10 protein-coding genes are annotated in these 14,830 nt (G+C 72.9%); 6 read left to right on the top strand and 4 right to left on the bottom strand.

Annotation, left to right across the window (positions count from 1 at the left end; all coding sequences use genetic code 11):
• Positions 1 to 4: 4 nt before the first annotated feature.
• The gene (locus ACFFR3_RS15955) at positions 5 to 964 is read left to right on the top strand and encodes an excalibur calcium-binding domain-containing protein (protein ID WP_345400707.1); all 960 of its coding nucleotides are present in this window, start codon (positions 5 to 7) and stop codon (positions 962 to 964) included.
• Here the strand turns inward: ACFFR3_RS15955 and ACFFR3_RS15950 are convergent.
• The 3 genes from ACFFR3_RS15950 to ACFFR3_RS15940 form a co-directional block, all read right to left on the bottom strand.
• On the bottom strand, positions 961 to 2,340 hold the full coding sequence (locus ACFFR3_RS15950; RefSeq protein WP_364374598.1) for an NCS2 family permease: 1,380 nt from the start codon (positions 2,338 to 2,340) through the stop codon (positions 961 to 963). The two genes, ACFFR3_RS15955 and ACFFR3_RS15950, sit on opposite strands and share 4 nt — an antisense overlap.
• A 61-nt stretch (positions 2,341 to 2,401) precedes the next feature.
• Positions 2,402 to 2,635, bottom strand: coding sequence for an EF-hand domain-containing protein (locus ACFFR3_RS15945; protein ID WP_345400716.1), 234 nt, complete (start codon positions 2,633 to 2,635; stop codon positions 2,402 to 2,404).
• A 22-nt stretch (positions 2,636 to 2,657) separates the two neighbouring features.
• Positions 2,658 to 4,832, bottom strand: coding sequence for a molybdopterin cofactor-binding domain-containing protein (locus tag ACFFR3_RS15940; protein ID WP_379483340.1), 2,175 nt, complete (start codon positions 4,830 to 4,832; stop codon positions 2,658 to 2,660).
• Positions 4,833 to 4,927: 95 nt separating this feature from the next.
• Here ACFFR3_RS15940 and ACFFR3_RS15935 point away from each other — a divergent pair, with 95 nt between their 5' ends.
• Positions 4,928 to 6,481, top strand: a complete 1,554-nt coding sequence (locus tag ACFFR3_RS15935; RefSeq protein ID WP_345400719.1) for a PucR family transcriptional regulator — start codon at positions 4,928 to 4,930, stop codon at positions 6,479 to 6,481.
• A 1-nt stretch (position 6,482) separates the two neighbouring features.
• Here ACFFR3_RS15935 and ACFFR3_RS15930 read toward each other — a convergent pair whose 3' ends face one another.
• The gene (locus ACFFR3_RS15930) at positions 6,483 to 9,524 is read right to left on the bottom strand and encodes an AfsR/SARP family transcriptional regulator (RefSeq protein WP_379483339.1); all 3,042 of its coding nucleotides are present in this window, start codon (positions 9,522 to 9,524) and stop codon (positions 6,483 to 6,485) included.
• A gap of 544 nt (positions 9,525 to 10,068) precedes the next feature.
• Between ACFFR3_RS15930 and ACFFR3_RS15925 the strand changes: the two genes are divergently transcribed.
• The 4 genes from ACFFR3_RS15925 (at position 10,069) to ACFFR3_RS15910 (ending at position 14,827) form a co-directional block, all read left to right on the top strand.
• Complete coding sequence (locus ACFFR3_RS15925) at positions 10,069 to 11,394, top strand: helix-turn-helix domain-containing protein (RefSeq protein WP_379483338.1); 1,326 nt, start codon at positions 10,069 to 10,071, stop codon at positions 11,392 to 11,394.
• A 148-nt stretch (positions 11,395 to 11,542) separates the two neighbouring features.
• On the top strand, positions 11,543 to 12,202 hold the full coding sequence (locus tag ACFFR3_RS15920; protein WP_364374578.1) for a copper resistance CopC family protein: 660 nt from the start codon (positions 11,543 to 11,545) through the stop codon (positions 12,200 to 12,202).
• The gene (locus ACFFR3_RS15915) at positions 12,199 to 14,202 is read left to right on the top strand and encodes a bifunctional copper resistance protein CopD/cytochrome c oxidase assembly protein (protein WP_379483337.1); all 2,004 of its coding nucleotides are present in this window, start codon (positions 12,199 to 12,201) and stop codon (positions 14,200 to 14,202) included. Before ACFFR3_RS15920 ends, ACFFR3_RS15915 begins: the two co-directional genes overlap by 4 nt.
• A gap of 232 nt (positions 14,203 to 14,434) precedes the next feature.
• Complete coding sequence (locus ACFFR3_RS15910; protein ID WP_379483336.1) at positions 14,435 to 14,827, top strand: sensor histidine kinase; 393 nt, start codon at positions 14,435 to 14,437, stop codon at positions 14,825 to 14,827.
• The last annotated feature ends 3 nt before the right edge of the window (positions 14,828 to 14,830 follow it).

The following is a 14,830-nucleotide window of genomic DNA, read 5'->3' as shown; positions in this document are numbered from 1 at the left end:
ATCGATGGACAAGCCGGAAGAGCCGCCGATCGCGGATCCGGGGGAGCCGAAGGCCAGCAGACTCACCACCATCGTGCTGATCGTGTCGCTCGTCCTCGTCGTGCTCGTCGCGGGCGTGCTCGGCACGGTCGCCGTCCTGATGACGCAAAACCCTGACACGCCGCTGTTAGGCGGCAAGCCGCCGCAGCATCTCGCGGTGCCGATCCACTTCGCGCCCGTCACCGAGACCAAGCCCGCGCCCTGCCCGGGCGACCCGGCCGTGCTCGACAGCGCCAAGACCACCTGCTATCTCCTCGAAGACGGCATCACCGTGCAGTCGGTGCAGCGCATCGAGCCGCTGCGCGAGCGCGACGGCCAATACTCCGTCCGCATCGCGGTCGCGCCGGCGTTCAAGGAGCGGCTGATGGAGCTGATCGACGAGCTGGCGCTCGACCAGCGGTCGGTCGCGATCGTGCTGGCGCCCGAGCAGGCCGACCAGCCCAAGACGGTGCTGGCCGCGCCCATCGTCACCCAGCCGATGGAGGGCGACAGCGTCAGCATCGCGGGCTTCACCAAGGAGGACGCCGAGTCGCTGGTGGCCCGCATGCTCGGCGGCTCTCCGACCGGCGCCCCCACGGACCCGGCGTCCCCCGGCGCGACGGACCCCGGCACCCAGCAGCAGACGCCGCCTGGGACGCAGCAGACGCCTCCCGGCACCGGTCAGACCCAGCCAGGCACGAACCAGACGCAGCCAGGCACGAATCAGACGCAACCGGGTCAGACCCAGACCGGTACGGGCCAGACCCAGCCCGGCGCCCAGCAGACGGGCGTCTCGGGCCGGGTCCCCGACAAGCGCTTCCCGAGCTGCAAGGAGGCCGGGGCGGCCGGCTACGGCCCCTACCACAAGGGCCGCCACGAGGAGTACGCCTGGTACACCGACCTCGACGGCAACGGCGTGGCCTGCAACAGCGGCGACATCCGCTAGGCGAACAGCTCCTGCAGCCAGTCGATGGCGAAGTAGGCGAAGAAGACCAGCGAGACGATCCAGAGCAGCACCGGGATCTCGGAGAAGCGCCCCCTGACGGCCTTGATGAGCGTGTAGACGATCACCCCTGCCCCCACGCCGTTGGTGATCGAGTAGGTGAACGGCATCAGCGCGATGGTCAGGAACGCCGGCACGGCCAGCTCCAGGTCGTCCCAGGGCACGTTCCTGCTCTGCGTCATCATGAGCGCGCCGACCAGCACCAGCGCGGGCGCGGCGGCAGCGGCGGGCACCACGCCGGCGAGCGGCGTGAACAGCAGCGTCAGCCCCATCAGCGCGCCGGTCACCACGCTGGCGAGCCCGGTACGCGCCCCCTCGCCGACACCGGCCGCCGACTCGACGAAGACGGTGTTGGCCGAGGAGCTGACCGTGCCGCCCACCACGCCGGCCACGCCGTCCACCGTGAGGATGCGGCCCAGCCTGGGCACCCGGCCCTTGTCGTCCACCATCCCGGCCTCGTCGCTGACGCCGATGATCGTGCCCATCGCGTCGAAGAACCCCGACAGCACCAGCGTGAACAGCACGACCGTGGCCGTCAGCGCCCCGGCGGTGGCGAACCCGCCGAACAGGTCGAACCGCCCGACCAGCCCGAAGTCGGGCGCGGCGATCAGGGACTCGGGCAGGTGCGGGGTGACCACGCCCCACGCGCCCGGCTCGACCGTGGCCGTCTCGTTGACGATGATGGCGAGCAGTGCGGTGATCGCGATGCTGATGAGGATGGCGGCGGGGACCCTGCGCACGTACAGCAGGATCATCAGCAGCAGGCCGAAGCTGAACACCGCGACGGGCCAGCCCGTGAGGTGGCCCGTCGCGCCGAGCTGCACGGGCGTGCCGGAGCCCGGCGCGACGAAACCGGCGTCCACGAGCCCGATGAGCGCGATGAACAGCCCGATCCCCACGCTGATCGCGTGCTTGAGCGCCAGCGGGATCGCGTTCATGATCAGCGTACGCAGTCCCGACACGGCCAGCACGATGATGACGACGCCTTCGAGCACCACCAGGCCCATGGCCTCGGGCCAGGTCATGCGCGGGGCGGCCTGGTAGGCGACCACGGCGTTGAGCCCCAGCCCGGCCGCCAGCCCGAACGGCGCGTTGCCGACGAACGCCATCAGCAGCGTCGAGATCGCGGCGGCCAGGGCCGTGGAGGTGGTCAGCTCCACGATCGACAGGCGGGCACCGGTGACGTCCCTCGCGCCGGCCAGGATGATCGGGTTGAGCAGGATGATGTAGGCCATCGCCATGAACGTGGTCAGACCACCACGCACCTCGCGGCCGACGGTGCTCCCCCGCCCGGTCAGCTCGAAGAACCTGTCGAGCACCGGCACCACTCCCTCGTGATCGACGGGGGAGTGCCCGGTTGCTACCCAAGGGCGGGTGAGATCACGCCTTCTCGTGGCGGCCGTGACCGACCAGCGCGATGAACTCCTCCAGCTTGATGGAGCCGTCGCCGTCGCTGTCGGCGGAGGAGATGAACGCCTCGATCTCGCTCTCGGAGGCGCCCTGCCCGCCCAGCGCCTCGTTGGCCTTCCTGATCTCCTCGGCGGTCAGCAGGCCGTCGCCGTCGGTGTCGAAGCGCCGGAACTCCGCCTCGGCCGCCTCGCGCGCGCTTGCCATGAAATGCCCCCTCGTCATGCCGTCATTCGGACAAGGCGATATCTTCCGGCCTGATGGGAACGCGAGTCAACCGAAGCCCCGTGGCCGCTCTGACGGCGGCGGCGACGGCCGGGGTGGAGGAGAGCGTGGGCGGCTCGCCGGCGCCGCGCAGCCCGTACGGGGCCGCCGGGTCGGCATTTTCCAGGATCTCCAGCTTCATGGGCGGCATGTCGAGGATCGTGGGGATGAGGTAGTCGGTGAACGACGGGTTCAGCACCCGCCCGTCGCGCACCTGGATCTCCTCCATCAGCGCCAGCCCCAGCCCCTGAGCCGTGCCGCCGTGGATCTGGCCCTCCAGCGCCTGCGGGTTCAGGATGCGCCCCACGTCCTGCACCGCCGCCAGCTCGACCACCTTGGCCAGGCCCAGCTCGACGTCCACGTCCACGACCGCCCGGTGCACGCACAGCGCGAGCTGCGTGTGCGAGTCGCCCTGCCCGGTGACCGGGTCCAGCGGGTACGTCGGCCGGTGCCGGTACTCCCGCGTCTCCTCGATCGGCCCGAACCGCTCAAGCGCCTGCTTCGCCGGCAGCCCCTGGAACCGCTCGCGCACGGCCTGGCAGGCGGCCCTGACCGCGCCGCCCGTCACGTACGACTGCCGCGACGCCGACGACGAGCCCGCCGAGCCGACCGAGGTGTCGGCCGTGGCCACGGTGACGTTCGCGACCCCCAGCTCGGTCCGCGCGATCTGCGCCTGCACGGTCACCAGACCCTGCCCCACCTCGGCCGCCGCCGTGTGCACGGTGACGTGCGGCTCGCCGCCGACCAGCTCGGCCCGCACCCGCGCGGTCGAGTAGTCGTCGAAGCCCTCGGAGAAGCAGATGTTCTTGATCCCCACGCCGTAGCCGACGCCGCGCCGCACGGACTCGCCGTGCGTGGTCTGCGAGACGCCGCCGGGCAGTGACCGCAGGTCGGCGTCCGTGCGCTCCGGCGGCAGCGGCATCGACTCCAGCCGCTTCAGCATGTCCGCCAGCGGGGCCGGCGCGTCGATCACCTGCCCGGTCGCCAGCCGCGAGCCCTGGGAGACCGCGTTGCGCATCCTGATCTCGACCGGCGACAGCCCGCACGCCTGCGCGAGCAGGTCCATCTGCGACTCGTAGGCGTAGCACGCCTGCACCGCGCCGAAGCCGCGCATCGCGCCGCACGGCGGGTTGTTGGTGTAGACGCCGGTGGCGTCGACGTGCACGTTCGGCACCTCGTACGGCCCCACCCCCAGCGACGCCGCGTTGCCCACCACCGCGAGCGAGGACGAGCAGTACGCGCCGCCGTCCAGCAGGATGTCCGCCTTGACGTAGACCAGCCGGCCGTCGCGGGTGGCGCCGTGCTCGTAGCGCATCCGCGCCGGATGGCGGTGCACGTGGCCGAAGAACGACTCCTCGCGGCCGTAGGAGATCTTGACCGGGCGGTTCAGCCGCAGGGCCAGCATGCAGGCGTGGATCTGCATCGACAGGTCCTCGCGGGCCCCGAACGCGCCGCCGACCCCGGACAGCGTCAGCCGTACCTTCTCCGGCGGCAGGCCCAGGCAGGGCGCGAGCTGGTCGCGGTCCACGTGCAGCCACTGGGTGGCGATGAACAGGTCCACGCCGCCGTCCTCGGCCGGCACCGCGAGGCCCGCCTCGGGGCCCAGGAACGCCTGGTCCTGCATGCCGACCTCGTACTCGCCGCGGACCACGACCTCCGCCTCGAACGTGTCGCCGCGGCGTACCGGCTGGTGGCGGACGAACCGCTGCGACTCGCGCGGGTCGGTCACCGCCGGGCGGACCTCGTAGCCGACCTCGATCGCCGCCGCCGCCCTGCGCGCCGTCTCCGGATGGTCGGCCGCCACCAGCGCCACCGGCTCGCCCTGGTAGCGGACCTCGTCGACGGCCAGCACCGGCTGGTCCTTGTGGTCCAGCCCGAAGTACTTCTCACCCGGCACGTCCTCGTGCGTCAGCACCGCGCGCACGCCCGGCATCCGCAGCGCGGGGCCCACGTCGATCGAGCGGATCCACGCCGACGGGTGCGGGCTGCGCAGCGTCGCGCCCCACACCATGCCCTCCAGCCACAGGTCGGAGGCGTAGGCGAACTCGCCGGTCACCTTCAGCGTGGCGTCGGGCCGCCGCGCGCTCGCGCCGATCCCGTGCAGGATCTCGCCGGCCCTCTCGTCAGCCGTCTGCGTCATCCTCCGAGTAGAGCACCGGCCGCCCGGCCGCTCCTATGCGCACGACGTGAAATGTCGGTCAGCGGTTGTCCTGCCCGCCTTGTACATTCCTACAGGTGCGCCTCTCCGACCTGCTGGCCATCGAGGACCTGCGCCTGACCCTGCTCACCGGCGACCCCGCCCGTGAGTTCGCCGGCGTGTACGTCACCGACCTGCCCGAGCCGGGCCGCTACCTGGCCGGCGGCGAGCTGGTGCTGACCGGGCTGACCTGGTGGCGCGAGCCGGGCGACTCCGACCGGTTCGTGGCGGCGCTGGCCGAGTCGGGCGTCGCCGCGCTGGGCGCCGGGCAGGCGCTGCTCGGCCACGTGCCGGACGACCTGGTCGCCGCCTGCGAGCGGGCTGGGCTGCCGCTGCTGGAGGTGCCCGTCGAGGTGTCGTTCCGCACCCTGGCCGAGCTGGCGGCGGGCCGGCAGGCCGGCGACGCGCGCGACGCGCTCGGCCGCCACCATAGGCTCGTCGCCGCGCTCGCCGAGGGCGCCGGGCTGGCCGAGCTGTTCGAGCTGACCGCCGCCGAGCTGGGCGTCACCGGCGCCGTCCTGTCCGCGTCGGGCGAGGTCGTGGTGGGCGCCGCCGACGATCCCGCGGGCCTGGCCAGGACGTACCTGACCGCGCCACGGCTGCCCGTCCTGGCCGGGAAGCACACGATCTTCGCCGTCGGACGCGGACACCGCGCCGCCGGCTGGGCGCTGGCCTGCGACGGCGACCTGATGGACCGGGCCGACGTCGGCTACGAGCTGGCCGCCTGCGTCGGGCTCGAACGCAGCCGCGTCGAGGAGGGCCGCCGCGTCGAGCGCCGCCTGGCCGAGCAGCTCATCGTCGCCGCGCTGGCCGGCGCCGACCCGGCCGAGCTCAACGCCAGGCTGCGGACCTGCGGGATCGGGGCGTCGGAGCCGTACGCGGTGGTCAACGCCGTCGCCGTCAGACCCGGCGCCACCCGCGGCCCCGACCCCGCCACCCTCGGCGGCCGGATCGTGGAGGAGCTGCTCGGCCGCGAGATCGTCGCCGCGGCCGGCGCCGACGGCGCGGTGGCCGTCGTGCCCCTGCGCGAGGGTAGCAACGGGAGCGGAGACGGGAGCGGAGACGGGAGCGGCACCGGGGGCGGCACAGGGGGCGGAACCGCCGAGCTGGCCGCCCGCCTGCGCGCCGGGGCCGAGGTGGTGGCCGCGCTGCCGGACACCCGCCTGTGCGTCGGCCTCAGCGGCGCCCTGACCGGCGCCGCCGCCGTCAAGGGCGGCGTCGAGGAGGCCGGGCACGCCCGCCGCCTGGCCGAGGACCGCGCCGGCGGCGTCGTCACCAGCGACGAGATCTACACGCACGCGCTGCTGCTCGCCACCGTGCCCTCCGACGTGCGCCGCTCCTTCTCCCGCCGGCTGCTGTCGCCGCTGCTCGACTACGACCGCAGGCACCAGTCCGACCTGGTACGCACGCTCGGCGTCTTCCTCGACCGGGCCGGCTCATGGAACTCCTGCGCCGAGCAGCTCCACGTGCACGTCAACACCGTGCGCTACCGCGTACGCAGGATCGAGGAGCTGACCGGCCGCGACCTGTCCACGATGGCCGACCGCGTGGACTTCTTCCTGGCGCTCAGAGACACCGCGCCGCCGCTGTGAGTCAGCCGCGGCGACGCGTCCGGGCCGGGCGCTGCCCTGACGCGGCCTCGTCGCGCTCGGCGATCGCCCGTTCGAGCCAGTACGAGCTGCCGGCCCGCTCGGCCACCGCCACCGCCTCCGCGCTGCGCCGCACGGCCTCGCCGAGCTGCCCCAGCAGGCGGTGCACCCGCGTCAGGTGCACCAGGCACGCCATCTCCGTCGTCCTCGACGTGCTCCTCGCCGGCTCCAGCGTCTCGCTGAGCACCGAGAACGCCGTGTCGAGCCGCCCCATGTCGATCAGCGCCCTGCCCTGCCACACCGCGAACTCCACCCGGCTGTGCGGGTCGCCCGCCCGCTCGGCCATCGCCGCGCCCTCCTCCAGCACGCCCGCGGCCTCGTCGAACCGCCCGAGCTCCAGGTAGGCCCGCCCGGCCACCAGCAGCGCGTAGCGCTCGCCGACGTCCGAGCCGATCTCGCAGGCGATCACGCGCTGCGCCAGCGCGTGGTCCAGCGCCTCCTCGAAGCGCTCCCACTTCAGCAGCGTGGAGGACAGGTTGCCGTGCGCCCGCTGCTCGTTGAAGCGGTCGCCGAGCCGCTTCGCGAGTGCCAGGTGCCGCTCGTTGTGCGTGACGGAGGCCGGGTCGCCCTTGAAGTAGAGGCCCGTCGCCAGGTGCGCGTGGCCGTGCATCGCGATGACCTGGTCCTGGAGACGCTCGCCGGTGGCGACCAGCCGCTCGCCCGTCGCGACGAGGTGACGTACCCGGTAGGACTTCTGCTGGTACCACCACAGCGCCGCGCCGATCGCCGCGCCCGCCCTGGCCACGCCGTCGTCGGGGTCCGCCATGGCCTGGACCGCGGCGGCCAGCAGCGTGGCCTCCTCCGTACGCAGCCAGTCGTCCGCCTCCGCCGCGTCCCGGAACGAACGCCCGGCCGCCTGGACCGGCGGATGCAGGCAGTGGACGCGGTGCGGGTCGCTGGTCCGCGCCGCGGTCCTGACCGACTCGGCGTAGAAGCCGAACGCCCGCAGCAGCGGCGCCGTCCGCTCGCCCGCGGGCAGCAGGTCGCTCGCGAACAGCCGGACCAGGTCGTGCGGGTGGTAGCGGCCCGGCTCCCCGGCCTCCAGCAGGTGGGCGTCGCACAGGCGCTCAAGCGCCCGCTCCACGTCGGTCTCCGAGCCCCCCGACAGCGCCGCGGCCGCCTCCAAGGTGATGTCGGGCACGTGCAGGAGGCCCAGCAGGGCCAGCAGCCGGGCCGCCGCCGCGTCGATCTCGCGGGCGCTGCCGCTGAGCGCCGTCCAGCTGGCCGCCAGGCTCGACCGTACGGCCAGCTCGCCCGCCTCCAGCTCCCGCAGCCTGCGCCGCTCGTCGGTGAGCCGCTCCGTCAGCGCCCCCACGCTCCAGTCGGGACGGTCGGCCAGCCGGGCCCCCGCGATGCGCAGCGCCAGCGGGAACCCGTCGCACAGCCGGACCAGCCTGCCGGTCTGTCCGAGGTCCGCGGCCACCCGGTCGGCGCCCGCCAGGTTGGCCAGCATGGCCGTGGCCTCCGCGTCCGACAGCGGGCCCAGGCGCACCTGCGCACGGTCGGCGCCGGTCACCAGGGACTCCCGGCTCGTGACCAGGACCGTGGTGCCGGGCGGCGCCGCCGTGAACGGCCTGACCTGCGCGAGCCCGGCGGCGTCGTCGAGGAGCACGAGCAGCCGGCGGCCGTGCAGCGCGCTGCGCAACAGGGCGGCGGCCTCGTCCTCGTCGGCGGGGACCGCGTTGTCGGGCGTGCCCAGGCCGCGCAGCAGCCGGCTCAGCACCTCGTACGCGGAGGGGCGGGGCACGTTCGGCGTGCCGCCGCGCAGGTTGACGTAGAGCTGGCCGTCGGGGAAGCGGTGGCGTACGGCGTGGGCGACCCGTACCGCCAGCGTCGACTTGCCGACCCCCGGCGCCCCGCAGATCACCACGAACGGATGCGGCGCCTCATCACCCCACGGATCCAGCAACGACGTGAGCCGCACGATCTCCCGCGTCCGCCCCACGAACCCCGCCAGCGCCCGGGGAAGCTGCCGCGGCACGAACTCCTCGCGCGAAGGAGAGGACGCCCGCGCATCGGCCTCATGCGATGGAGCGGCTCCGTGCTCGCCGGCCCCGCGTGGGGGAGCGGCTCCGTGCTCGCCGGTCTCGCGTGGGGGAGAGGCCCCCTCCGCACCGCTCTGCCCGTGGGGCTCGTTCCGGGGAGAGGCGGGCTGCGCGCCGGGTGGCGCTTGCCGGGGGCGGGTGGGGTGCGGCTGGCGGCGGTCCTGGGGCGGGGGACCCTGCGCGGGCATTCGGCCGCCGTCCGGCGCAGGGGGCTCCTCGGGGGGCGTCAGGGCGAGCCGGTGGGCGCGGCGCAGGCCCTCGCCGGGGTCGGCGCCCAGTTCGTCGGCCAGGACGCGCCTGGCCTCCTCGAAGACCTGCAGCGCCTGCGCCTGGCGGCCGGACGCGTGCAGGGCCAGCATGAGCAGTTCGCGGGGGCGTTCGCGGAGAGGGTGGCGGCGGGTCAGGTCGTGCAACGCGGCCAGCGCGTCCTCGGGGCGGCCGAGCCCGGTCAGGACCTCGGCCCTGGCCTCGACGGCGAGCACGTGGAGCTCGTCGAGCCTGGCCCGCTCACCGTCCGCGAACAGCCCCGGAACGCCGCTGAGCGCCGGCCCGCGCCATAACACGAGCGCCTCGTCGAGGGTGCGTAACGCGGAGGGCAGGTCGCCGGACCTGCGGGCCTGGTCCGCCGCCTCCAGGCGGGCGGCGAAGAGGTGCACGTCGGTCCGCAGGGGATCGAGCCGTAAGAGGTAGCCGCCCGGCGCCTTGACGACCGTACGGGGCGGCTCACGCCGGCCGCGGCCCGGCTCGAAGGCGCGCCGCAGCCCGGCGACGTAGGTGTAGACGCTCTGCTGGGCGCTGGGGGGAGGATCGTCACCCCAAAGGCCCTCGATCAGCTGCGGCAGGGTCACCACCCGGCCGGATCGCGTGGCGAGCATCGCCGCGATCGCCTGCTGGAGCGGCGGGCCCAGATCGAGCGGCACGCCGTCGCGCACCCCCACCACCGGCCCCAGCAGACCTAAGACCAGGCCGGATGCCAGAAGAGCACGGTGATCGTCGGAGGGATGCACGGGGGGACGCACGGGGGAAGCCTCATCGCGATGCCGGGAGGGGGGAGGGCCCACGTGGCGTGTAGCTGGAATGTAGATGCGGCCGGTAGCTTGTCAACCGGCCGTCTCTGGTGTGTATTGATTCACGTGGGCCCCTGATCAGTGACTCAGGCGGTGACGCGCGGCCTGCGGGTGACGGGACCACACGAGTCCGACACCAGCGTTACGAGCGTGCCCGCACGACGACCGGGCCAGGCGTGTGCGGTGCCTGCCCGAAAATCGTGCGCTGCCCGAGCGTTCTACTTCGACGGCCCGCTTCGGCGCCGTCGTGACGTCAGCAGCAGCCGACGTCGGCGGTCGCGCTCGTGATGGAGCTCGTGAGGGAAGACGTAGAGGCACTCGCGGTCGTAACATTACCTGCAAGGGCTACCGCGGCGCCGATCGCGACGGCCAGGACTGACAGGGCAATGCGCTTACGCATGGGGGTTCTCCCTCGCCTATGTGGGTTGCTCGGACTTCATCTTCTCAGGGAGTGGCAGCTGTGACCACATCGGACCTAGTCGGACTCCGTATCAAGACGGTTAGGCGGCAACGCGGCCTTTCTCAGGCTCAGCTGGCACATCCCGAGTTGTCGGACAGTTACGTCTCGTTGATCGAGAGCGGCAAGCGTACTCCCACCCCTGCGGTCTTGGAGCTGCTGGCCACGAAACTGGACTGCTCGCTGTCCTATCTGATCAACGGGGTCACCGCCGAGCAGATGGAGGACATCGAGCTGGCCCTCGGCTACGCGCGGCTGGCACTCGAGAACGGCGAGGTCGCCGAGGCCCGCACGCGTTTCGCGGAACTCCTGGGAAACAGTAACTTGGCAGGTTTGACATCGCTTCGTCAAGAAGCCGAGTTCGGCCTGGCGCTGGCCACGGAGGCCGCGGGAGACCTCGACGAGGCGATCGCGATCATGCTGCGGCTGCGCGAGGAGGAGCTGCCCTCCGAGCGCGCCCTGGAGGTGGCCGTCGCGCTGTGCCGGGCCTACCGCGAGAGCGAGCAGCTGCACCTCGCCGTCGAGGTGGGCGAGCAGCTGCTGATCGGCAACGCCCGCGAGCCCTGGACCGATCAGCGGGTCGAGCTGGCCGCCACCCTGCTCATGGCCTACTACGAGCGCGGCGACATGCTGCGCGCCAGGCAGTTCGCCGCCGAGCTGCTCAACGCCGCCGACGCGCTGGGCACCCCACGCTCCATCGTGGCGGCCAACTGGAACGCCGCCATCGTCGCCCGCGCCACCGGCCACCACGACGAGGCGGTCGCGTTCATCGAGCGGGCCCTGGCCGTCCAGCTTGAGCACGGGCAGCCGCGCAACACCGCGCGCATGCGCCTGCAGGCCGCCCGCACCCGGCTGCGCACCGGCGCCCAGGACCCGGCGAGCGTCCGCAACCTGCTGCGCTCGGCGATCGAGGAGTTCGAGCAGACCTCGACCAGCACCATCGACCAGGCCACCCTCTACCTCGAGCTGGCCTGCGCCGAATACATGAGCAACGACCTCGACGACGCCGGCCGCCACGCCGTGGCCTGCCGCAACCTGCTGCCCCAATACGGCCACGTGGCAGGCGCCGAGGCCAACCTGCTGCTCGGCCGCATCTACGGCGCCGCCGGCAAGACGGAGGAGGGCCGCGACCACGCCGCCGCCGTCGAGCGGTGGCTGCAGCCGCTGCCCGACACCCGCCGCTCGGCCTCCCACTGGTACGCCACGGCCGAGACGATGGAGCAGCTCGGCGACACCGACGGCGCGATCGACGCCTACCAGCGGGCGCTGGCCTGCGCCGGCCTCTGAGGCCGTTGCCGTCGCCTCCCGTCCCCATCCCCGGCCTGTCCCTAAGGCCGGGGATGAGCCAGAAAGGGGCAGGGTGGGCGAATTGTAGACCCGGGTTCGAGGAGCGGGGTCCGGACCGGGCGGGGGCGTCGGTAGCCTGGGGGTTGCCATGAACAGATCCCCGCTCGCGGCCCTCACCGCGATTCTCGCCGCCGCCCTGTTCGTGTTCGGCACCGCCGCCCCCGCGCTGGCGCACGACACGCTCAAGAGCAGCAGCCCGGCCAAGAACGCCGAGGTGGAGTCCCTCGACGAGATCAGGCTCGAATTCAGCGCCAAGGTGCGGCTGCCGTTCGTCATCGTCCGCGGCGACGGCGACGCCCAGCATCAGAGCGGCAAGCCCGAGGCTGACGGCGCCGTGGTGACGCAGGCGGTCAAGGGGCCGCTGCCCGACGGGAAATACACGATCGCCTATCGCGTCGTGTCGTCGGACGGGCACCCGATCGAGGGGGAGATCCCGTTCCGGGTGAAGGGCGCGGAAAAGGCCGCTCCCAGCGCCGAGCCGTCCGATACCGCGTCCGATACCGCGTCCGACGCCGCGACGGCGGGCGCCGGTGAGACGCCCGCGCCCGCCGAGACCGCGGCCTCGCCACCGCCTGAGCAGTCATCCGAGCAGCCGGCGGCGGCGCCGAGCGGCGACGCCACGATCGAGGCCGACACGGCCGCGGCCGAGCAGGACGTCACGTTCCCCGTCTGGCTGATCATCGTCGTCGGCGCGCTCGTCGGCATCGGCATCGGCTTCCTGCTCAGCGCGCGGAGAAAGCAGCCATGACCCGATCGGTGCGCCTCGCGCTCGTGACCACGGTGGCCGCCGTCGCCGCCCTGGTCATCGGCATGATCGCGGGCGGCAGGGCGTTCCCCAGGATCATCCCAGGGCTGCCCGACTCCGGCGCGGTCGTCCGGTGGGGGCTGCCGATCTCGAAGCTGCTCATGGACGCCGCCGGCGTCGTCACCGTCGGCCTGCTGCTCATGGCCGCCCTGCTGCTGCCCAACGACAAGGGCGTGCTCGGCAAGAGCGCGGTCGACTACGTCAAGGCCAGCTCGTGGGCGGCGCTGACGTGGGCCGGGGCGGCGTTCCTCGCGATCCTGTTCGGCGCGGCCGAGACCATCGGCCGCACCCTGCCCCAGATCCTCGACCGCGTGATCCTCACCAGCTACGCCACCCAGACCACGCAGGGCGTGGCGCTGACGCTCGTGGTGCTGTTCGGGGTGGCCATCGCGCTGTTCTCGCGCGGCGCGATCACGGCGGGCGCGGCGGCGGGGCTGCTGGTGTTCGCGCTGGTGACGATGCTGCCCGCGCCGCTGACCGGCCACACCTCCTCCTCGCCCAACCACGACCTCGCCACCTCGTCGGTCGCGCTGCACCTGCTCTCGCTCGCCCTGTGGGTGGGCGGGCTCGGCGTGCTCGCGCTGCACGCGCTGCGCAAGCAGCCGCAGCTGGAGCTCGCGGCCGAGCGCTTCTCCCGGCTGGCGCTGTTCTGCTACGCGGGCGTAGGGCTGTCCGGCGTGTTCGCGCTGGTCGCCCGCCTCGGCGCGGTCTCCGACCTGTGGACCACCGAGTACGGCCTGCTCGCCCTGGCCAAGATCGTGGCCTTCGTGCTGCTCGGCTACGTCGGCTACTGGCACCGCCAGCGCACGCTGGCCGACCTCAAGGCGGGCAAGCCCCGGGCGTTCACCCGGCTGGCCGGCGGCGAGACCGTGCTCATGTTCGCCACCATCGGCGTGGCCGTGGCGCTGTCGCGGACGCCGCCGCCCGACTTCAGCATCCCGGCCGACCGGGCGTACGAGCTGCTCGGCTTCCCCATGCCGCCCGCCCTCACGCTGGGCAACGTGTTCACCCTGTGGTGGTTCGACCTGTTCTTCGCCGTGGTGGCCGCCGTGCTGGCCGGCCTCTACGCGCTCGGCGTGATCCGCCTGCGGCGGCGCGGCGACACCTGGTCGTGGGGGCGCACCGCCTCCTGGTACGTCGGCGTCGCCCTGCTGGTGTTCGCCACCCAGAGCGGGCTGGCCCGCTACGCCAAGGTCATGTTCGACATCCACATGATCGAGCACATGACGCTGTCGATGGTGGTGCCGATCTTCCTGGTCCTCGGCGGGCCCGTCACGCTGGCCCTGCGCGCGCTCAAGCCGGCCGCCAGGCGGGGCGACAGGGGGCCGCGCGAGTGGATCACCACGATCCTGCACAGCCGGTTCACCAAGGTCATCACGCATCCCGTGGTCGCCACGGCGATCTTCGTCGCGTCCACGTACGCCCTCTACTTCACGCCGCTGTTCGAGTCGGCCATGAACGAGCACCTCGGCCACATCTGGATGACCCTGCACTTCCTGCTCAGCGGCGCGCTGTTCTTCTGGGTGATCATCGGCGTCGACCCGGGCCCCAACCGGCTGCCGCACGTCGGGCGGCTGCTGATGCTGTTCGTCACCATGCCGTTCCACGCCTTCTTCGGCATCGCGCTGATGATGATGGGCACCGTGATCGCGTCCGGCTGGTACGAGCAGCTCGGCCGCACCTGGGGCGACACCCTGCTGCAGACCCAGCGCGACGGCGGCGCCATCGCGTGGGGCTTCGGCGAGATCCCGACGCTCATCGTGCTGCTGGCCATCGCCATGCAGTGGTACCAGGACGACGACCGGCAGGCCCGCCGCGCCGACCGCAGGGCCGACCGCACCGGCGCGCGCGATCCCGAGCTCGACTCCTACAACGCCTACCTCGCCCGCCTCAACCGCGCCGACAAGGCCGACAGGGCCGACAGGGCGGACAAGGGCGAATAGGGGCTCTGGCCTCGGGTGCGTAGCCGATCGGACATGGCCTTCTACCTTCCCACTACAAGCCCATCGACCGGCAGGTAGCCTTTCTCCCAGGGGAGACGGGTATAACCCCGTCAGGCAGCGTGCGTGGCCTTGAGGGGGGATGCGCACCGCGTCGACGGGAGCGCCGGAGTGGGGACCGGCGTGTGGCCCGGGGTGCCGAGAAAGGCGATGACCATTGTCGGAAGAGACACGGATGCGCGGGGGGCAGAGCCTGGCCGAGGCGCTGGAGAGCTGCCTCGCCGAGTGGTCGGAGCGCACCGGAATCGCAGTGGAGACCTGGGCGCTGCCGGCGACCGACGTGCCGTCAGGCGTCTCCAGCTGCGTCATGGCCACCTTGCGTGAGGCGCTGTCCAACGTCGAGCGGCACAGCAGGGCCCGCACGGTGTCCATCGCCGTGACGGTGGGCAAGAGCGGGCTGCGCATGACCGTCAGCGACGACGGGCAGGGCTTCATCGCGTCGGGGCCCGGGGGCGGCATCGCCCGCATGCGCGCGGCGTTCGCCGAGGCCGGGGGGAGCCTGTCGGTCAACAGCGTGCTCGGCGAGGGCACCACGGTGTCCGGCGTGGTGCCGGCGTCGCGCCCCTGACCG

This window comes from Nonomuraea salmonea (assembly GCF_042428605.1).
GTDB classification, from domain to species: domain Bacteria; phylum Actinomycetota; class Actinomycetes; order Streptosporangiales; family Streptosporangiaceae; genus Nonomuraea; species Nonomuraea salmonea.
This window is presented reverse-complemented; position numbering and strand designations above follow the sequence as displayed.